Origin of the sequence: Vibrio sp. ES.051, assembly GCF_002563795.1 — a bacterium.
Taxonomy (GTDB): Bacteria; Pseudomonadota; Gammaproteobacteria; order Enterobacterales; family Vibrionaceae; genus Vibrio.
In genome coordinates this window covers 849,957-869,085 of record NZ_PDJL01000004.1, presented here as the reverse complement: position 1 = coordinate 869,085, position 19,129 = coordinate 849,957, and the positions used below count along the sequence as shown (strand labels likewise).

General features: G+C 45.6%; 18 protein-coding genes. 3 read left to right on the top strand and 15 right to left on the bottom strand.

The genetic code is table 11. The annotated features are described in order from the left end of the window. Window positions 1–30 precede the first annotated feature (30 nt). Window positions 31–990 carry a tRNA dihydrouridine(16) synthase DusC gene (gene dusC, locus ATG66_RS10480; protein WP_098415240.1) on the top strand — a complete coding sequence of 320 codons (960 nt, stop codon included), beginning with the start codon at window positions 31–33 and terminating at the stop codon, window positions 988–990. Window positions 991–1,110: 120 nt separating this feature from the next. Here dusC and ATG66_RS10475 read toward each other — a convergent pair whose 3' ends face one another. From ATG66_RS10475 to yfbV, 4 genes are all read right to left on the bottom strand, one after another. Then, window positions 1,111–1,905: an ABC transporter ATP-binding protein gene (locus ATG66_RS10475; RefSeq protein WP_098415239.1), complete on the bottom strand. Its 795-nt coding sequence runs from the start codon at window positions 1,903–1,905 to the stop codon at window positions 1,111–1,113. After that, a complete protein-coding gene (locus tag ATG66_RS10470; protein ID WP_098415238.1) occupies window positions 1,902–2,837 on the bottom strand; it encodes an ABC transporter permease in 936 nt (311 codons plus the stop codon). Before ATG66_RS10470 ends, ATG66_RS10475 begins: the two co-directional genes overlap by 4 nt. Window positions 2,838–3,007: 170 nt before the next feature. Continuing rightward, window positions 3,008–3,973 (bottom strand): ABC transporter substrate-binding protein, encoded by a 966-nt coding sequence (locus tag ATG66_RS10465; protein WP_098415237.1) that lies wholly within the window; start codon window positions 3,971–3,973, stop codon window positions 3,008–3,010. Between the two features lie 314 nt (window positions 3,974–4,287). Continuing rightward, entirely contained in the window at window positions 4,288–4,740 is a 453-nt protein-coding gene (yfbV, locus tag ATG66_RS10460) for a terminus macrodomain insulation protein YfbV (protein WP_098415236.1), read from the bottom strand. Between the two features lie 347 nt (window positions 4,741–5,087). Between yfbV and ATG66_RS10455 the strand changes: the two genes are divergently transcribed. Both ATG66_RS10455 and pta read left to right on the top strand, forming a co-directional pair. After that, complete coding sequence (locus ATG66_RS10455) at window positions 5,088–6,284, top strand: acetate kinase (protein WP_098415235.1); 1,197 nt, start codon at window positions 5,088–5,090, stop codon at window positions 6,282–6,284. Window positions 6,285–6,422: 138 nt separating this feature from the next. Further along, on the top strand, window positions 6,423–8,567 hold the full coding sequence (gene pta, locus ATG66_RS10450) for a phosphate acetyltransferase (protein WP_098415234.1): 2,145 nt from the start codon (window positions 6,423–6,425) through the stop codon (window positions 8,565–8,567). A gap of 87 nt (window positions 8,568–8,654) precedes the next feature. Here pta and ATG66_RS10445 read toward each other — a convergent pair whose 3' ends face one another. The 11 genes from ATG66_RS10445 to moaB form a co-directional block, all read right to left on the bottom strand. Then, window positions 8,655–9,929, bottom strand: a complete 1,275-nt coding sequence (locus ATG66_RS10445; protein ID WP_098415233.1) for an MgtC/SapB family protein — start codon at window positions 9,927–9,929, stop codon at window positions 8,655–8,657. Between the two features lie 132 nt (window positions 9,930–10,061). Further along, window positions 10,062–11,006, bottom strand: a complete 945-nt coding sequence (locus tag ATG66_RS10440; protein ID WP_098415232.1) for a glutathione S-transferase family protein — start codon at window positions 11,004–11,006, stop codon at window positions 10,062–10,064. A gap of 169 nt (window positions 11,007–11,175) precedes the next feature. Further along, window positions 11,176–12,168: a murein tripeptide/oligopeptide ABC transporter ATP binding protein OppF gene (gene oppF, locus ATG66_RS10435; protein ID WP_179885636.1), complete on the bottom strand. Its 993-nt coding sequence runs from the start codon at window positions 12,166–12,168 to the stop codon at window positions 11,176–11,178. Then, window positions 12,165–13,136 carry an ABC transporter ATP-binding protein gene (locus ATG66_RS10430; RefSeq protein ID WP_179885635.1) on the bottom strand — a complete coding sequence of 324 codons (972 nt, stop codon included), beginning with the start codon at window positions 13,134–13,136 and terminating at the stop codon, window positions 12,165–12,167. The genes oppF and ATG66_RS10430 overlap by 4 nt, the downstream gene beginning before the upstream one ends. 27 nt (window positions 13,137–13,163) lie before the next feature. Further along, on the bottom strand, window positions 13,164–14,066 hold the full coding sequence (gene oppC / locus ATG66_RS10425; protein WP_098415230.1) for an oligopeptide ABC transporter permease OppC: 903 nt from the start codon (window positions 14,064–14,066) through the stop codon (window positions 13,164–13,166). 15 nt (window positions 14,067–14,081) lie between these two features. Continuing rightward, window positions 14,082–15,002, bottom strand: a complete 921-nt coding sequence (oppB, locus tag ATG66_RS10420; protein WP_098415229.1) for an oligopeptide ABC transporter permease OppB — start codon at window positions 15,000–15,002, stop codon at window positions 14,082–14,084. A gap of 129 nt (window positions 15,003–15,131) precedes the next feature. Further along, window positions 15,132–16,808 carry an ABC transporter substrate-binding protein gene (locus tag ATG66_RS10415; RefSeq protein ID WP_098415894.1) on the bottom strand — a complete coding sequence of 559 codons (1,677 nt, stop codon included), beginning with the start codon at window positions 16,806–16,808 and terminating at the stop codon, window positions 15,132–15,134. 528 nt (window positions 16,809–17,336) lie between these two features. Beyond that, window positions 17,337–17,792 carry a molybdopterin synthase catalytic subunit MoaE gene (gene moaE / locus ATG66_RS10410; protein WP_098415228.1) on the bottom strand — a complete coding sequence of 152 codons (456 nt, stop codon included), beginning with the start codon at window positions 17,790–17,792 and terminating at the stop codon, window positions 17,337–17,339. 1 nt (window position 17,793) lies between these two features. After that, window positions 17,794–18,051 carry a molybdopterin synthase sulfur carrier subunit gene (gene moaD, locus ATG66_RS10405; protein ID WP_098415227.1) on the bottom strand — a complete coding sequence of 86 codons (258 nt, stop codon included), beginning with the start codon at window positions 18,049–18,051 and terminating at the stop codon, window positions 17,794–17,796. Beyond that, window positions 18,048–18,527, bottom strand: a complete 480-nt coding sequence (gene moaC, locus ATG66_RS10400) for a cyclic pyranopterin monophosphate synthase MoaC (RefSeq protein WP_098415226.1) — start codon at window positions 18,525–18,527, stop codon at window positions 18,048–18,050. Before moaC ends, moaD begins: the two co-directional genes overlap by 4 nt. A 25-nt stretch (window positions 18,528–18,552) precedes the next feature. Next, complete coding sequence (gene moaB / locus ATG66_RS10395; RefSeq protein ID WP_098415225.1) at window positions 18,553–19,065, bottom strand: molybdenum cofactor biosynthesis protein B; 513 nt, start codon at window positions 19,063–19,065, stop codon at window positions 18,553–18,555. Window positions 19,066–19,129 lie beyond the last annotated feature (64 nt).

The following is a 19,129-nucleotide window of genomic DNA, read 5'->3' as shown; positions in this document are numbered from 1 at the left end:
TTTTGACCACCAAACTGTATTAGGCAAGCTATGCGAGTTGTATTAGGCCCAATGGAAGGCGTTCTAGATCATTTGATGCGCCAAATCCTGACCGAAATAAACGACTATGATCTGTGTGTAACGGAATTTGTGCGGGTGATCGACCAATTATTGCCAGACCACGTGTTTCACCGTTTATGCCCAGAGTTATTGCAAGGCTCTCAAACTCTATCCGGTGTGCCTGTACATGTTCAATTGTTGGGACAAGAGCCCAACTGGATGGCAGAAAACGCCATTAAAGCTGCCAATTTAGGCGCCAGAGGCATTGATATAAACTTCGGCTGTCCAGCCAAAATGGTCAATAAAAGCAAAGGTGGCGCTGCGCTGCTGCAACATCCAGAGCTGATTCATCAAGTAGTTAAAGCGTGCAGAGAGGCGGTCCCTGATGATATTCCGGTGACGGCAAAGATTCGTTTAGGCTGGGAAAATCCGGAAGATTGCTTTGAAATTGTCGACGCGATTCAATCAGCGGGAGCAAATGAATTAACGGTTCATGCGCGTACCAAGCAAGGTGGTTATAAAGCGTCGGAGATTAAATGGGATTACATCAACCACATTCGTCAGCGTTTTTCCATTCCGTTAGTCGCTAATGGTGAGATTTGGAATTACGTTGATGGTCAACGTTGTATTGAAACAACCGGTGCTGATTCTTTGATGGTTTGTCGCGGGGCATTCAACATTCCTAACTTAGGTAACATGGTGAAGCACAACCACCAACCAATGCCTTGGTCAGAGGTTGTCGAATTGCTGATTTACTATTCTCAATTTGAGATGAAAGGTGACAAAGGCCTGTATTATCCAAACCGCGTTAAACAGTGGTTTTCATACCTGCGCCAAGCGTATCCAGAAGCAAAGGATTTATTCCGCGAAATCCGCAAGTTCAATAAAGCCACACCGATCGTTGAGCATATTCAACGCTATCGTGATGAATTACGATCTCATATTGCATGAACAAAAAGAGACTGAACATCCTCCTTGCGCGTTGATGAATTTGCCAACGTTCTCAAGGAGGATCACGCTTGATAGTTACATGAGCTTCAAACTAGATGGAGTCTGGCTTTCAGCGCCGCATTAACTTAATAACAAACTATCATCTGCTAGCTCTTCTCCTCTCACCTTCGAGAACATATCCAACAAATCAGGAACTTGCATCTTGGCTCTTTGCTCCCCTGCTACATCCAAAACAATTTCACCTTGGTGAAGCATTACGGTTCTATCTCCACAAGCAAGTGCGTCTTTCATTGAATGTGTCACCATCATAACGGTTAAATCAAACTCACCGACGATACGCTTAGTTAAGTCGATGACAAACGCCGCCATTCGTGGATCAAGCGCTGCGGTATGCTCATCAAGCAGTAACAACTTACTTTCTGATAACGTCGCCATGACTAGGCTGACGGCTTGCCTTTGTCCACCAGATAACAATCCGATACTGTCGCTTAGCCTATCTTCCAGACCTAATCCGAGAATGCTGATCCGCTCTTGAAATAACTGACGACGCTTACTCGAAAGTGCTAGGCCCCAGCCACGTGTTTTACCACGCATATACGCAAGCGCCATGTTTTCTTCAATGGTTAACTCGCCACACGTTCCCGCCAGAGGATCCTGAAAAACTCGCGCACATTGCGTAGCCCGCTGCGCCACGGTTTGTCGAGTCACTTCTTTACCATCAATGACCACTTGGCCGCCGATCATTGGGGTTTCTCCTGTCACGGCCCCCAACAAGGTTGACTTGCCAGCACCATTCGAACCAATCACAGTCAAGAACTCATGCTCTGGCACTTGTAGAGAAACCCCTTTAAGTGCTCGGTTTTCTAAAATCGTACCTGGGTTGAATGTGACTTGAATATCGTTGAGTTCGATCATAATACCTCCCCAGATCCTTTTTTAGATGCCGCTTGCTTGGCGTTCACCACGCGCTGTTTCGCTCTCATACTGTGTTTTAATTTCGGCGCAATCAGCGCAACAGCAACCAATACGGCAGTCACAAGATTGAGGTCTGACGCTTGTAAACCAAACATGCCAGAACTCAGTGCAAAAGCGACTGCAAGACGGTAGAGCACCGAGCCAACAATCACAGCGATAACCGCGACCCAAATTTTACGGCCAGGTAACAAGGTTTGACCCAAAATAACCGCCGCCAAACCAACGACAATAGTACCGACACCAGAAGTAACATCAGCAAAACTGTTAGTTTGCGCAAACAAAGCCCCTGCAAAGCCAACAAATCCGTTAGATAATGCCAGTCCAAAGTAAGTATAAAATCCTGTGCTCTCCCCTTGCGCTGAGACCATGCGCGCATTTACACCTGTAGCACGAAGGCCAAGACCAAAGTCACTATTAAGTAAACGGACGACAAAGAAAGCAGAGAAAAGTACTAATACCCCGACCACGATAAGGCGAACAAACATTGGGTCACCCATCGTTTCAAACGGCGTAAGGATTGTCTCTTCCCCTAATAACGCCATATTAGGTTTCCCCATAATACGAATATTGATCGAAAATGCAGCGATCATGGTAAGTATTGAAGCTAACAGGTGTAAGATCCCGCAACGGACAGCAAGAAATGCCGTTACCCAACCTGTCATACTCCCGGCGACCATCGCCATCGCCGTTGCAACCCAAGGATTGATGCCAGCCACAATGGCAGTAGCCGCAACCGCAGCGCCCATCGGGAAACTGCCATCGACACTCAGGTCCGGAAAATCAAGGACTCGAAAAGTGAGATAAACACCCAAAGCAACGAGACCGTAAATCAGGCCGATCTCGAGTGCACCAAAAAAAGCAAATGCAGACATAACCGCTCCTTTCTGCATGCTCAGGTCAATCTATGTTGACCTGAGCTTAAGACTTCTAACTTATATCATCCAATCCAATCGCAGAGCGTTCTACGGACTTAACTAAGTTGATAGTAAATTTGGGGCAAATCATCTTTAATGTTAATGAAAATGCCTCGGAAAAGTGTTGGCTATTGAATGTTGGTCGCACGTTGAACGACTGAGGAGGGTAATGGAATACCGAGCTTAGACGCTGCAGCTTCATTGACCACAATGTCTGAACCAGTGGCCACTTTCACATCCAGCTTGCCTGGTTCTTGTCCATCAAGGATAGCCGCCACATAATCTGCGGTTTGGACACCCACTTGATAATAATCAAAGCCAAGTCCTGCGATGGCACCTTTTTCAACATACGATGTTGCGCCGCCAAACACTGGTTTCTTAGCTTGATTAGCCGCAACAATCATTCCTTCAATCGCACTCGCTACCGTGTTGTCGGTCGGTGCGTAGAGGATGTCTGATTTCGCTGCAATTGCCTGAGTCGCCGATTGTACATCGGCACTTTTTAATGCCGTCGCCTCAACAACTTCAATCCCTTTTGCTTTGGCACTTTCTTTGAGTAACTCGACTAGCGTGACTGCGTTAGCTTCACCAGGGTTGAAAACCACACCGATGCTTTTCACTTGAGGAAGGATTTCTTGAATAAGTTCGACATGCTGAGTGACAGGTGATAGATCAGACAAACCTGTTACGTTTTTACCTGGCTGCGTCATTGTCTTCACCAGTTTCGCACCGACAGGATCAGTCACCGCGGTAAACACGACTGGGATAGAACGGGTTGCAGACACCAATGCTTGTGCAGACGGTGTCGCGATACCAACCAATACATCTGGATTTTCTCCCACATACTGACGAGCGATTTGCACCGCAATGGCAGGATTCCCCTGAGCGGTCTTATAATCAAACTCTAAGTTCTTGCCCTCTTCGTACCCTTTCGCTTTTAACCCATCGAGCAGCCCCTGACGAGTAGCATCTAATGCAGGGTGTTCAACAATTTGTGAAACCGCAACGGTGGCAGTTTTTGCCAACACATTCGGACAAAAGAATATAGCGCTAGCAGATAGAACGGCAGTGGCTATTAAACGGTTCGTTTTCATCATAACTCCTTGATGTGACTTCGTCCTTGTTTCACGAGCATTCACGGTTAGTGCGTGCTCCTGAGTTCAAGTATGAGAAGGCGGTAATGTTGTGTTTGTACTTATTTGTGCACTTATTGCGCATCTTGTGTTTATTATTACTACTAAGTCTTAGTAAAGAAAAGAAAGATTTAACACTAAAACAACATTTGTGATCGTGAGGCTGTATTATCAAAGAGAATGGGAAGGAAGTGATTAATTAAACGAGAGAAATATAGATATAAAAATGGAGTGGCAATTGCGCACTCCATTTTCTAAGCTGGTGTATCTAGTACTTACAACCATCGTTCCAAAGACGACTTATCTAACTGACGAAACGCACGATTTAAGATAAGCGCCAGTTCTTTGTAACGTGGTCTTGACTTGACGGGCTCTAATGCAAAACCAGTTTCGACTATTTTTTGGTGTAGCTCTCGGTACCAAGAAGCCAGAGGCGGCGGTAGTTTAGTATTAGCGCGAGCACCCAACCACCAAATGCCTTGAATCGGTAAGCTAATAGCGAATAACGCAACGATAATAGATTGAGGCAATGCATTGTCGTTGTTAAACGCCATTTGAGTGAGCACACTGATAGCAGCAACCGCTGGCATCACTTTTATACCAAAACGGGTGGCTTTGATAATGCGCTGTTCTGGAAAAATGGCACCTAGCTCTTTACGAACTGGCCAGATCTCCATGTAACTCTGACCATCTTTCAGGCTATGGATCAATCCGACTTTATTACTCATACCACTCTCTCACTAAAAAATAGTTGAACATATCAACTGAAGGTACAAAAAATTGATGAAAGTTAATATTCTTTCAAATTTTTTTTGTTATCATTGCCTATTATCGCTATCCTTTGCGAACCCTCAATCTCATTGTTGCTGTTATTTACAATTTACGCAACTCCGAGATATCTATCTGCACGGATCGCACATAGTGATGGATGGGTTCATCACTATTTTTCTTTATACGGAATTAGAACAATTTTTGACCAAGATTAGTACGCAGCCTTGTGGGTATCGGCTATTCTTGTGAATAATTTTTCATTCTTTAACTGATTTTTTATCAGACGAATAACAGGTAGTCATACATGTCTAAGCTAGTTTTAGTTTTAAACTGTGGTAGTTCTTCTCTTAAATTTGCCGTTGTTGATGCCGAGAGCGGCGACGAGCACTTATCAGGTCTTGCTGAGTGCCTCCACCTTCCTGAAGCTCGCATTAAGTGGAAACTTGATGGCAAGCACGAAGCTCAACTAGGTGATGGTGCTGCTCACGAAGAAGCACTTGCGTTTATGGTCGAAACTATTCTTGCTTCTAAGCCAGAGCTTAAAGCTAACCTAGGCGCAATCGGTCACCGTATTGTTCATGGTGGCGAGCAGTTCACTCAATCGGCACTTATTACTGATGAAGTTCTAAAAGGTATTCAAGACGCTGCAACATTTGCACCTCTTCACAACCCAGCTCACATCATTGGTATCGAAGCGGCTAAGAAAAACTTCCCAGAGCTTCAAAACGTGGCTGTATTTGACACTGCATTCCACCAAACTATGCCTGAAGAGTCTTACCTATATGCTCTTCCATACAACCTATACAAAGAGCACGGCATCCGTCGTTACGGCATGCACGGCACTTCTCACCTGTTCATCACTCGTGAAGTAGCAGGCCTACTAAACAAGCCTGTTGAAGAAGTGAACATCATCAACTGTCACCTAGGTAATGGCGCGTCTGTATGTGCAATCAAGAACGGTAAATCTGTCGACACTTCGATGGGTCTTACTCCTCTTGAAGGTCTAGTGATGGGGACTCGTTGTGGTGACATCGACCCTGCAATCATCTTCCACTTGCATGACGCTCTAGGTTATTCTGTTGACCAAATCAACACGATGCTAACGAAAGAGTCTGGTCTTCAAGGACTAACTGAAGTAACGTCTGACTGCCGTTTCGTTGAAGACAACTACGGTGAGAAAGAAGAAGCAACGCGCGCAATGGACGTGTTCTGCCACCGTCTAGCTAAATACGTAGCAGGCTACACAGCGTCTATGGACGGCCGTCTAGACGCCATCACTTTCACTGGTGGTATTGGCGAAAACTCTGGCCCTATCCGTGAAATGGTTCTAAACCGTTTAGGTATCTTCGGCATCGAAGTTGATAGCGAAGCGAACCTGAAAGCTCGCTTTGGCGGTGAAGGCGTTATCACAACTGACAACAGCCGCATCCCTGCCATGGTTATCTCGACTAACGAAGAGCTAGTGATTGCGGAAGACACTGCGAGCCTAGCAGGTCTTTAATTGAACTATCTGGCTAGCCACTTAGCTAGCCAGTGTTTCATTCAAACGAATTTCTTAGGGGCTCAACCCCTATTCTTCCGAGCGTCATGGAATAAGAGTTGAGCTTTTATCCCCCAAATAGCTAAAGGTACTCTACGAATGTCTCGTACTATTATGCTTATCCCTACTAGCGCAGGCGTTGGCCTAACAAGCGTTAGTATGGGTGTTCTTCGCGCTATGGAGCGTAAAGGCGTTAAAGTTTCTTTCTATAAGCCAATCTGTCAGCCACGCAGCGGTGGTGATCAGCCAGATCTGACTTCAACTATCGTTAGTCACAACAGCGATATGCAGATCGGTGAACCAATGGCGATGTCTGTTGCTGAAAGCCTAATCGGTAACGACAACATGGACGAGCTGCTAGAAACCGTTGTTGAACGTTACAACCAAATCAACAAAGACGCAGACGTTACGCTAATCGAGGGTCTTGTCCCGACTCGTAAGCACCCATTTGCAAACCAAGTAAACGCGGAAATCGCGGCAACACTTGGCGCAGAAATCGTGCTGGTTGCGACTCCAGGTACTGATAACCCTGCGCAACTAAAAGAGCGTATTGAAGTGGCATGCTCTAACTTCGGCGGCACTAAGAACAAAAACATCTCTGGCGTTATCATCAACAAGCTAAACGCACCGGTTGATGACGCTGGCCGTACTCGCCCTGATCTATCTGAAATCTTTGACGATGCAGACAGCGCGAAACAAAACGAATTGAAAGTGATGGAAATCTTCAACACTTCTCCAATTCGTGTACTAGGTTGTGTGCCTTGGAGCATCGATCTGATTGCAACTCGTGCAATCGACATGGCTAAGCACCTGAACGCCGATATCATCAACGAAGGTGACATCAACACTCGTCGCATCAAGAGCATCACATTCTGTGCACGTTCTCTGCCAAACATGATTGAGCACTTCAAACCAGGCTCTCTACTTGTGACTTCTGCAGACCGTCCAGATGTCATCGTTGCAGCTTCTCTTGCGGCAATGAACGGTGTGGATATCGGTGCGGTACTGCTAACTGGCGGTTACGACATCCCACACGAAATTGAAGGTCTATGTAAGCCAGCGTTCGACACTGGTCTACCAATCTTCAAAGCACAAGGTAACACTTGGCAGACTTCTCTCAATCTACAGAGCTTCAGCATTGAAGTACCTGCAGATGATAAAGAGCGTATCGAGTTCATCAACGAGCACGTTGCGGGTCACATTGACGGTAACTGGATCGAATCAATGACGGAAGGGACTCAGAAGTCTCGTCGTCTAAGCCCACCAGCGTTCCGTTACCAGCTAACTGAACTGGCTCGTAAAGCAGGCAAGCGCATCGTTCTTCCTGAAGGTGACGAACCACGTACAGTCAAAGCAGCGGCTATCTGTGCTGAACGTGGCATTGCAGACTGTGTGCTTCTTGGTAACCCAGCTGAAATCCGTCGCGTGGCGGCACAACAAGGTGTTGAGTTAGGTACTGGTGTAACCATCATCGATGCTGACGCAGTACGTGAAAACTACGTTGCTCGTCTAGTTGAGCTACGCGGCGCGAAAGGCATGACTGAAGTTGTGGCTCGTGAGAAGTTAAAAGATTCCGTATTCCTAGGCACAATGATGCTTGAGAACGACGAAGTTGACGGCCTAGTTTCTGGCGCGGTTCATACTACGGCGAATACTATCGTTCCTCCGTTCCAAATCATCAAAACGGCACCGAACGCCTCTATCGTATCTTCAGTGTTCTTCATGCTTCTGCCTGATCAAGTACTGGTTTACGGTGACTGTGCAATCAACCCAGATCCAACCGCAGAACAGCTTGCTGAGATCGCTATCCAATCTGCGGATTCTGCGGCTGCATTTGGTATCGAACCACGCGTGGCGATGATCTCATACTCTACTGGTGAATCTGGTAAGGGTGCCGACGTAGATAAAGTACGTGAAGCAACCAAACTGGCTCAAGAGAAGCGTCCGGATCTCATCATCGACGGTCCTCTTCAGTACGACGCCGCTATCATGGAAAACGTTGCCGCTTCTAAAGCGCCAAACTCTCCAGTCGCGGGTAAAGCGACCGTTTTCGTATTCCCAGACTTAAATACGGGTAACACGACTTACAAAGCGGTACAACGTTCAGCTGACCTCGTTTCTATCGGTCCGATGCTGCAGGGAATGCGCAAGCCTGTAAACGACTTGTCTCGTGGCGCACTAGTAGACGACATCGTATACACAATCGCTCTAACCGCAATCCAAGCAACGCAAGAGCAGAAGTAATTCTCCTCTCAAATTTGATTGGTAAAATTCAAAGCCCTCGATGAATCGAGGGCTTTTTCGTGCTTGCTCTTTATTTTAATGAAGCCATCAGTAAAGCGTGAAAAACATGACCCCACCGACGAATACGCATCCTGTCATCACGGGGGCGACACGATGCCAGAGCTTTTTATTCCCTATCGCAACAACCATTCCCATTTTCACAATCGTATTTACCGAAGCCGCCATAAAAACACCAAGCGCGGCTGTCGTAGCGCTTAAGGCTTGAGTACTTTGCCGTCCCAAAGTCAATGAGATAGCATCAACGTCAGTAATACCAGACAAAGCCGCGAGAATAAGCACCCCTGTATTACCAAACCAATCCGATAACGCGTGTGATAGCAACATGATCACCGCTAACACCAAACCAAAAAATAGTGCAGACTGAAAAGCGAGAGGATTACTTTGCTTATTTGATTGCTCAACTTGCTCAACTTGACTCCTGCGCCAAATCCACCAAGCCGGTAAATAAAGTGCTGCCATCATCATCATGGCGATTGGCCACAACAATTTAACTAATTGTGGATTAATCACTGACAGTACAATTAATAAACGTGGGAACATGGTGCCACAACTGAGCAGGATCCCACTCGCAAGCAATGGGCTGATACTCGCTTGCTCGCGAGAAAGATGAGAAAACTGAAGTGTTAACGCAGTAGACGAACTTAACCCCGCAAACACAGAGGTAAATAGGATACCTCGCTTTGCACCGCCAATTTTAATCGCGAAGTAACCAACAAATGAAACACTGGCAATCAGAACGACCATCCACCAAATTTCAAACGGGTTGAGCGCCCCCCAAGGCCCATAAGGTTGATTGGGTAAAAGTGGCAATAAAACAATAGAGATGAGCAGTAAACGTAAAGCGGCATCAAGCTCATACTCTTGCAGCTTTTGCAGCGCTTGGTGAAGCTCTTTCTTATTATCTAAAACCACAGCGGTAACCACGGCAGCAACAGCGGCAAGTACAATCTCTCCAGATACCGCAAGGCTTCCCAAAACAAACGTCACGATCAGACTAACAACGCCAGTAATACTGACGTCACCGCTCCTTTTTTGTTGAATCACAAAAGCCATACCAGCCAGTATCACCAATGAAACCAGTGCAAAACCCAGTAACAGTGGTGAGTATAGGTTAGCCAGAATTGCCACCAGACCACCTAGTAAACTAACTAGGGAATAGGTACGAATACCAGCAACACGACTACCCTCTACGCTATTTCGCATGACCCAACCACGCTGCGTGCCTACTATCGCACCAAGAAGCAAAGCGATGAATAGATTCCAGATTAGATGGTCACCGCTAACAAGCTCGTTGATATCCATACCTCACCTCGGCAAAAGATCGGTTTTTATATCATCAGTTTATGTATATCTAGAGAATAAGTTGTGATGTTAGGAAAAGAATGAATAAAAAAGCGCCATATTAAATGACGCTGTTCTTGATGCATGTCAATCTTATAGAGAATCTCGGCCATGCGGTGAGTCTAAATCCAGCTCTGGGCCTTTAGGAACGACCTGTGTCGGGTTAATTCCAGTATGACTGAAATAGTAATGACGCTTGATATGATAGAAATCGGTCGTTTCCGCAACACCCTCTACTTGATAAAGCTCTTTAAGGTAGCCCTGAAGATTTGGGTAGTCTGCGATGCGCTGCTTATTGCATTTAAAATGACCAACGTAAACGGCATCAAAACGAATCAGTGTCGTGAATAAACGCCAATCCGCTTCCGTCATTTTATTGCCCGCTAAATATCGATGTGTACCAAGGTGAGCATTAATCTTATCTAGTGCGGTAAACAATGAATCAAAAGCTTCTTCGTACGCTTCTTGACTTGTCGCAAACCCACAACGATAAACGCCATTATTGACATTTGGGTAGATGAACTCATTCCACTCCTCAATAATATCTCTTAGTGGCTCAGGATAATAATCATCATGATTACCCGTTAACTCATTGAACTCAGAATTCAACATGCGGATGATCTCTGAAGATTCATTCGACACGATCGTGTTGGTCTTTTTATCCCATAACACGGGCACCGTGACACGACCGGTATAATCAGGTTTCGCTTGCGTGTAAATCTGGTGCATTCGAGTATGGCCAAACAATGGCTCCGGCAGACCCATTTGCCAACCTTGACTTAACATGTCAGGGCAAACAACCGTTACATCAATATGCGCTTCTAGATCTTTTAGTTTACGAAAGATGAGCGTTCGGTGCGCCCAAGGACAAGCAAGAGAAACGTATAGATGGTAACGACCTGATTCTGGTCTGAATTCCGCTTTGGCATCATTTTTAATCCAGTTGCGAAATCCAGCGTCTTCACGTACAAACTTACCACCATTAGATTTTGTGTCATACCAGACGTCATGCCAAACACCTTCGACCAATTTCCCCATGATCCTCTCCTCTTATTCTATTTCGTTCGATAGTAGCAATTACGACGGGAGAGAAAATCATCATTGTTAAGACATCATGTTCAAGAAATTCGAATGTGCTAGGCAGTAAACAATGCACATAAAAAGCGCGACCTCAAGTGGGCGCGCTTACGTTCATTATAGACAGTATTTAGACACTGACGTGTAAACAAGATACCGAGTGAACGTCGTTACCTTGAATGGTCGGTTTCGTCTTCGCACACTCTTCTGTCGCTTGAGGACAGCGGGTGCGGAATACACAACCAGAAGGCGGACTGATTGGCGATGGTAAATCACCTTCTAACATCTGGATGGTTTTTTTACGTTCCAACTTAGGATCAGGGATTGGAACTGCAGACATTAAAGCGCGTGTATACGGATGTTTAGGATCTGAAAACAACGCTTCAGCTTCACCAAGCTCCACGACGTTGCCGAGGTACATCACGAGTACACGGTCAGAAATATGTTTTACCACGGACAGATCGTGCGCAATAAAGACTAAAGATAGACCTAGCTCTTTCTGGATTTCTTTCAGCAGGTTAATCACCTGTGCCTGAATTGACACGTCAAGCGCTGAGACTGGCTCGTCACAAATGATCATTTTAGGTTTTAAGATAAGTGCACGTGCGATACCAATTCGCTGACATTGACCACCAGAAAACTCGTGCGGATAACGGTTGATCACGTTTGGTAGTAATCCAACCTTGGCCATCATCTCTTTGACCCGGCCTTTCACTTCTTGTTTCGATAACTCTGGGTAGAAGGTCTCTAATGGTTCTGCGATGATGTCACCTACCGTCATACGTGGATTCAAAGATGCCAAGGGGTCTTGGAAAATCATTTGGATCGCTTTACGCGTTTCACGGCGCTGAACGGCTTTCATTTTTGTTAGGTCTTGGCCCAACCACATCACTTCGCCGTCGGTGGCTTCGACCAAACCGATGATCGCGCGAGCAAACGTCGACTTACCACAACCGGACTCCCCCACTACACCGAGAGTTTCACCTTCATAAAGGCGAGCACTGACACCATCGACAGCTTTCAGGTTTGAGGGTTTCGACCAAGGCCATGCCGATTTTGCTGCAATACTAAAGTGAACTTTAAGCTCTTTAACGTCTAATAGTAATGATTTATCTGCACTCATTTCTTCCAAGTCTCCCACGGTGAAAAACATGCGCGCTGACGACCATCACCAAACGAAGTCAGAATTGGCGCTTCTTGTTTACAACGGTCCATTACACGATGGCAACGTTCCTGATAAGGGCAGCCCGGTGGTAAACGAAGTAAGTTAGGCGGATTGCCTGGGATAGTAGGTAGAATCTCCCCTTCTGTATCAAGGCGAGGAATTGCTTGTAACAGGCCTTCGGCGTATGGGTGACTTGGGTTGTAAAAGATTTCATCAACCGTACCGTACTCCATTGTACGTCCTGCATACATCACCAAAACTTTGTTGCATGAGCCGGCCACAACCCCAAGGTCATGCGTGATCATAATGATTGCGGTGTTAAATTCATCTTTAAGTTCATTAAGTAGATCCATGATTTGTGCCTGAACCGTCACGTCCAATGCGGTCGTTGGCTCATCAGCAATCAATAACTTCGGACGACACAGCAACGCCATCGCAATCATTACACGCTGACGCATGCCTCCTGAAAACTCGTGTGGGTACATGGTAATACGCTTACGAGCTTCTGGAATTTTCACCGCTTCCAACATACGAACAGACTCTTCAAATGCTGCGGCTTTGCCCATGCCTTTGTGAAGCATTAATACTTCCATTAGCTGATCACTTACCTTCATATAAGGGTTAAGTGACGTCATAGGGTCTTGGAAGATCATCGCGATCTGTTCTGCGCGCACTTTATTAAGTGCTTTCTCCGGTAAGTTGAGAATTTCTTTACCTTCAAATTTCGCACTACCAGAAATCAATCCGTTTTTTGCCAGCAGCCCCATGATTGCGAATACGGTCTGAGATTTACCAGAACCAGACTCCCCTACAATACCGAGGGTTTCGCCTTGCTCCAGAGAAAAGTTCAAATCGTTTACTGCGGTTACGATACCATCTTGCGTGGTGAATTCGACGCGCAGATCTTTGACATCTAATAAGCTCATCATTACTTCCTTAATCTTATCTTTTAATTACCTGTCTTTTGGATCCAGCGCATCGCGCAAGCCGTCACCCACATAGTTGAAGCAGAACAGGGTTACAACCATAAATGCCGCAGGGAATGCCAGCTGCCAGATTGCCACTTCCATTGTCTGTGCACCTTCTTGTAGGAGTGCGCCCCAACTTGTCATTGGCTCTTGAACACCAAGACCAAGGAATGATAAGAATGATTCTGTCAAAATCATGCTTGGGATAAGCAACGTTGAGTATACTGCTACAATCCCCAGCACGTTTGGTACAATATGGCGGGTAATAATTTTCCAATTACTCACGCCACAAACGTGTGCCGCTTCGATAAACTCTTTACTGCGTAAACTCAGCGTTTGACCTCGAACGATACGCGCCATGTCCAGCCATGCGATTGCACCAATCGCGACGAAGATAAGTATGATGTTACGACCGAAGAAGGTCACTAGCACGATTACTAGGAACATGAACGGTACCGCGTAGAGGATTTCCAGAATCCGCATCATGATACGGTCGACTTTACCGCCGATGAAGCCGGAAGCCGCGCCGTACAGAGTACCGATAAGAACCGCGACAAATGCTCCCATCACACCAACCATTAGGGAGATACGACCGCCAATTAACGTACGTACGTATAAATCACGCCCTAAACTGTCGGTACCAAACCAGTGGTCCGCATTTGGCGACACATGCATAGCGTACCAGTCGGTCGCATCAAAGGCGTATGGGGCAATCATTGGTAGAATAATGACTGCCAAGGTCATTACAACCAGAATACACAAGCTCACCATCGCCGCTTTATTACGCATAAAGCGGATACGAGCATCTTGCCAAAGACTGCGACCTTCGATCTCTAAATTTTCAGAGAATTGTTCAATCGCTTCTAGGTTTTCTTTTTTCGTTAACATAACCAAACGTCCCTGTTAGTAGCGAATTTTCGGGTCAATCATTGCTAGTAGAATATCTACAATCGCGTTGAATAGAATGAATAGGAAACCAATGAGGATGGTCACCCCCATTACTAACGAGTAGTCACGGTTAAAAGCAGCGTTAACGAAGAGCTTGCCAATGCCTGGCAAACCAAAAATGGTTTCAATGACCACTGAACCTGTAATAATGCCAACAAAAGCAGGCCCCATGTAAGAAACCACAGGAAGCAGCGCGGGTTTCAGCGCATGCTTGATAATAATGTAACGGTAGCTCAGACCTTTAGCACGGGCTGTTCGAATAAAGTTACTGTTTAACGTTTCAATCATTGAGCCACGGGTAATACGTGCAAACGTTGCAACATAAAGTAATGACATGCCAATCACAGGGAGGACTAAATACTGCCAACTACCTCCTTGCCAACCACCTGCCGGAAAAATATGCCAGTGCAAAGAAAATAGATAGATAAGAGCGGGAGCCAACACAAAAGATGGCATTACGACCCCAAGCATCGCTGTCGACATGATGGTGTAATCAATCCAAGTATTCTGTTTTAACGCAGCAATGGTACCAACGGTAACGCCCATGATCAGAGTAAAGATAAAGGCGATGAAGCCAACTTTAGCCGATACTGGTAACGCAACGGAGATCAGCTCGTTAACCGAATAATCAAGATATTTAAATGATGGTCCGAAATCACCTTGGATAACATTGGTCAAATATGTGGTGTATTGCTCGAATACTGGCTTATCTAAACCATATTTAGCTTCGATGTTTGCCATGACTTCGGGTGGTAATGGACGCTCTGTCGAGAATGGGTTTCCCGGCGCAAAGCGCATAAGAAAGAAAGATACGGTGATCAAAACCAACATCGTTGGGATCGCCTCAAATATCCTTTTTGCGATGAATTTAAACATAAACTCACTCTTTCAGTCTGTGACCGTTAAATTAAAGAAAGTCGTCCAATTCTTTTTGGACTTAATAGGTGCCACATGCAATTTCTCGCACGTAGCACCTTATTTTTTATAGTTTTACCGAATTAAGACTTACTCAGTGATGTAGAGATCTTTAGAGTAAATTTTCTCTTCTGGGTTGTTCGCTGGGAAGCCGCCAACTTTTGGGGATAGTAGACGTGATTTTACGTACTGGTAGATAGGCGCGATTGGCATATCTTTCGCCATCAACTTCTCTGCTTCTAGGTAAAGCTTTTGACGTTCTGCATCAGAAGTTGAAGCAAAGGCTTTGTTCATGATCGCATCGTACTCTTTGCTGTCATAGTGAATACCACCTGTGGTGTTATTACTCATCATCAGGGTTAGGAAAGATGAGGCTTCGTTGTAATCACCACACCAACCTGCACGAGCAACCTCAAAGTTGCCTGAGTCTTTTGTTGATAGGTAGGTTTTCCATTCTTGGTTTTCTAGGGTTACGTCTAGACCCAATGTTTGCTTCCACATCGACCCTAAAGCAACCGCCACTTTTTTGTGGTTCTCTGAGGTGTTGTATAGAAGATTAAACTCAAGTGGGTTATCCGCCCCGTAACCGGCTTCTTCCAATAAACGAGCGGCTTCAGCATTACGCTCTTCTTGCGTCATTGTGCCGTATGCTGGTATTTCTGGATTAAAGCCCGCTGTAATTTCAGGTGTAAGGAAGTACGCTGGTCTTTGCCCTTGGCCCATGATCGCATCACTTACGATGTCACGATCGATCGCGTAAGAGATCGCTTTCCGAACCCGAACATCGTCAAAAGGCGCGCTCTTCGTATTGAAGATGTAGTAGTAAGTACATAGGTTCCCCACCACTGACAGTGATTCTGGCTGCTCTTTCTTGAGGCGTTTAAAATGTTCTATCGGCACTTCATAACTGATATCAATTTCGCCGGCTAGGAAACGATTCATTTCCGCGACTTGGTTTTCAATTGGTAAGAACGTCACTTGATCAATCGTGGTATCTTCGTTGTCCCAATATTGCTCGTTACGTTTTAATACTAGACGTTCATTAACGACCCACTTGTCGACCACATAAGCACCGTTACCGACAAAGTTCTCTGGTTTCGTCCATTGATCGCCGAACTTCTCAACTGTCGCTTGGTGAACCGGCTTCACTGTCGTGTGGCCCATCATCATTACAAAATAAGGCACTGCAGTATCAAGCTCAATCACCAACGTGTGGTCGTCAACCGCTTTAACACCTAACTCACTCTTATCTTTATCGCCAGCAACAATGTCTTTAGCATTCTTCATCTTGGTATATTCCATATACCAAGCGTACGGAGAAGCCGTTGCAGGGTCGATAGCACGTTGGAAACTGTAAACGAAGTCATCGGCCGTAACAGGATCGCCATTGGACCATTTTGCGTCTTTACGTAGGTGGAAAGTGTACGTTTTGTTGTCTTCTGTTTCCCAAGATTCTGCAACACCAGGGACAGTGTTACCGTCTGCATCTTGGTTTACTAGGCCCTCAAGAAGATCGCGAATCACGTGAGATTCTGGAACACCTTGAGATTTATGCGGGTCTATTGTCGCAACTTCTGTACCGTTACCACGCACCAACTCTTGGACAGCAGCCAGTTTTGGCTCTTTAGAATCAGATTTCGCTTCAGGTACTGGAGCCGGAGCGGGCTCAGTTGCTTGTTTCTCTGCAGGCTTTTCACCACAACCCGCCAGAGCGAAAGAAAGACCAGCACCAATAAATAAAGCGCGCGTGATTTTATTCTTATACATGCGTAAAACTCCAATTTTTTTGTTAGCATCCATGACTTCTCTGTAAGAGACTCTAACGGTCAGTGTTTTAGCGTTTTCAGTGTATTTCCTGAACACAAAAGCCTAAAACCTTACAAAGATTGCGGCCCACATTATCAATCATCGAAGTAATTTGCCATTAAAATGCAGCAAAAAAACCAATAATTCTGAGCAAACCCGACATATCTAGCAGTAAACTCTAATCAAATAGTATTCATCAGAAAAATGAAGAGTCGCGTTCGTAGTTAGTAGATGAAAGTGTCGAATAACCTAAGTTTCACTCTATAAATAGCATGTTCTGCTAGACAATTACGCACTAGTTAGGGTTTACAACAAGCAGCGCCTGACAAGTAATTGTTTATATATTGTTCTCTGTTTTGGATTGTGAACTCGATTGCCCACAGGAAACACGAGCATGTTGGCGTGCAAACCGAAGCTTTAAGAAGATAGATACAAAAAAGCTAAGTGCTTTTGACACTTAGCTTTTTTAGTCAAAACGAATGATTGGCTCTACTTTTCCCAACGCTGAGCCGCTTGGTGATCCGTCGCTCGTGACTCAATCCAGCGATCTTCACTTGTGGTCCGTTCCTTTTTCCAAAATGGCGCCTTGGTTTTTAGGTAGTCCATAATGAATTCACAAGCATCAAATGCAGCGCCGCGATGAGCACTAGACACACCAACGAATACAATTTGGTCGCCGCTGTCCATATCACCCACACGATGAATAACACGCACGCCGAGTAATGGCCAACGAGATTCAGCTTGGTTACAAATATCAATCAGACTCTTTTCGGTCATGCCAGGATAATGCTCTAAATGTAAACCAACGACATTATCCCCTAAATTCATGTCACGTACTTTACCAATGAAGGTGACGATGGCACCAGCGCCCGTCCCTTCGGATAAACGTTGGTATTCGTCATCAACGGAAAAGTCTTCAACCTGCACAGAGACGCGAGGATCCATCTTAACCTCCGGTCACTGGTGGGAAGAAAGCAACCTCATCACCCGCTTTCACTGCCGTTTCTAACGGAACAATAGACTGGTTGACCGCCGCCAATAACTTGCCCGGCTCTAATGCCAAATCCCATTTACCATGCTTAACAGAGCCAGTGTCAACAAGATACGCTCGGATCGCTTCGACGGTCTCGAATTGCTCTTCTAACTCGAGACCATCCACTCCAACCAACTCACGAGTTTGAGCGAAGAAAAGTACTTTAATCATGATTCCACCTTGAAGTGTCCCGATTTACCGCCCGTCTTCTCTAGTAAACGAACTTGATCAATGACCATATCTTTTTGAACCGCTTTACACATATCGTAAATCGTTAATGCAGCCACAGAAGCCGCCGTTAACGCTTCCATCTCAACGCCAGTTTTCCCTGCCAGCTTACATACCGATTCGATACGTACTTTATTTTCCGCTTCGATCGCTTCTAGTTGAACTTCAACTTTAGACAGTAAGAGAGGATGACAAAGCGGGATCAAATCCCATGTCTTCTTCGCCGCTTGAATGCCCGCGATACGAGCAGTAGCGAACACATCTCCTTTATGGTGTTGACCAGAAACAATCAGTTGCAGTGTTTCTGCCGCCATGTGCACGAATGCTTCTGCGCGCGCTTCACGAACGGTTTCGGTTTTCGCAGACACGTCGACCATGTTGGCTTCACCAGACGCATTGATATGGGTAAGTTGGGTCATTATTTTTCCTTCGTTTTAGGAAAGGTTATACAGAGAGGTGTGGCATGAAGTTACAAGGGCGGTGGCTTGCATCTAGCTGCTGCTTGATGATTTTTGTCCACCCTGTACGGCATGCACCAGTCGAGCCAGGCATAGCGAAAATAACCGTATGATTGGCAAAACCAGCAATCGAACGCGACTGAATCGTTGAGGTTCCAATTTCTTCGTATGACACCATACGAAATAACTCACCGAAACCTTCCACTTCTTTATCAAACAGTGGTTTAAGGGCTTCAGGGGTGCTATCTCGCGAAGTAAAGCCAGTACCACCTGTAATCATGACCGCTTGTACATTATCATCCGCAATCCACTGTGAAACGATCGCACGAATCTTGTACATGTCATCAATCACGATTTGCTTGTCTACAACATTATGACCCGCTTCTTTCGCGTGTTCTACTAGGTAACGTCCGGAGGTGTCATTTTCTTCCGTCCGTGTATCAGATACCGTCAGAACGGCAATGTTTGCAGGTTGAAATTTGCTTTCAGCGTGACCCATTTGTCCACCTATTCTCTATTAACTTTGATACGCTTAGTATCGATTCCGGAAAAAGTTAGAGAAA

Bases quoted from the DNA above. Each gene is read 5' to 3' on its own strand.
- dusC (WP_098415240.1), top strand. From the start codon at position 31: ATGCGAGTTGTATTAGGCCCAATGGAAGGCGTTCTAGATCATTTGATG.
- ATG66_RS10475 (WP_098415239.1), bottom strand. From the start codon at position 1,905: ATGATCGAACTCAACGATATTCAAGTCACATTCAACCCAGGTACGATT.
- ATG66_RS10470 (WP_098415238.1), bottom strand. From the start codon at position 2,837: ATGTCTGCATTTGCTTTTTTTGGTGCACTCGAGATCGGCCTGATTTAC.
- ATG66_RS10465 (WP_098415237.1), bottom strand. From the start codon at position 3,973: ATGAAAACGAACCGTTTAATAGCCACTGCCGTTCTATCTGCTAGCGCT.
- yfbV (WP_098415236.1), bottom strand. From the start codon at position 4,740: ATGAGTAATAAAGTCGGATTGATCCATAGCCTGAAAGATGGTCAGAGT.
- ATG66_RS10455 (WP_098415235.1), top strand. From the start codon at position 5,088: ATGTCTAAGCTAGTTTTAGTTTTAAACTGTGGTAGTTCTTCTCTTAAA.
- pta (WP_098415234.1), top strand. From the start codon at position 6,423: ATGTCTCGTACTATTATGCTTATCCCTACTAGCGCAGGCGTTGGCCTA.
- ATG66_RS10445 (WP_098415233.1), bottom strand. From the start codon at position 9,929: ATGGATATCAACGAGCTTGTTAGCGGTGACCATCTAATCTGGAATCTA.
- ATG66_RS10440 (WP_098415232.1), bottom strand. From the start codon at position 11,006: ATGGGGAAATTGGTCGAAGGTGTTTGGCATGACGTCTGGTATGACACA.
- oppF (WP_179885636.1), bottom strand. From the start codon at position 12,168: ATGAGTGCAGATAAATCATTACTATTAGACGTTAAAGAGCTTAAAGTT.
- ATG66_RS10430 (WP_179885635.1), bottom strand. From the start codon at position 13,136: ATGAGCTTATTAGATGTCAAAGATCTGCGCGTCGAATTCACCACGCAA.
- oppC (WP_098415230.1), bottom strand. From the start codon at position 14,066: ATGTTAACGAAAAAAGAAAACCTAGAAGCGATTGAACAATTCTCTGAA.
- oppB (WP_098415229.1), bottom strand. From the start codon at position 15,002: ATGTTTAAATTCATCGCAAAAAGGATATTTGAGGCGATCCCAACGATG.
- ATG66_RS10415 (WP_098415894.1), bottom strand. From the start codon at position 16,808: ATGTATAAGAATAAAATCACGCGCGCTTTATTTATTGGTGCTGGTCTT.
- moaE (WP_098415228.1), bottom strand. From the start codon at position 17,792: ATGGATCCTCGCGTCTCTGTGCAGGTTGAAGACTTTTCCGTTGATGAC.
- moaD (WP_098415227.1), bottom strand. From the start codon at position 18,051: ATGATTAAAGTACTTTTCTTCGCTCAAACTCGTGAGTTGGTTGGAGTG.
- moaC (WP_098415226.1), bottom strand. From the start codon at position 18,527: ATGACCCAACTTACCCATATCAATGCGTCTGGTGAAGCCAACATGGTC.
- moaB (WP_098415225.1), bottom strand. From the start codon at position 19,065: ATGGGTCACGCTGAAAGCAAATTTCAACCTGCAAACATTGCCGTTCTG.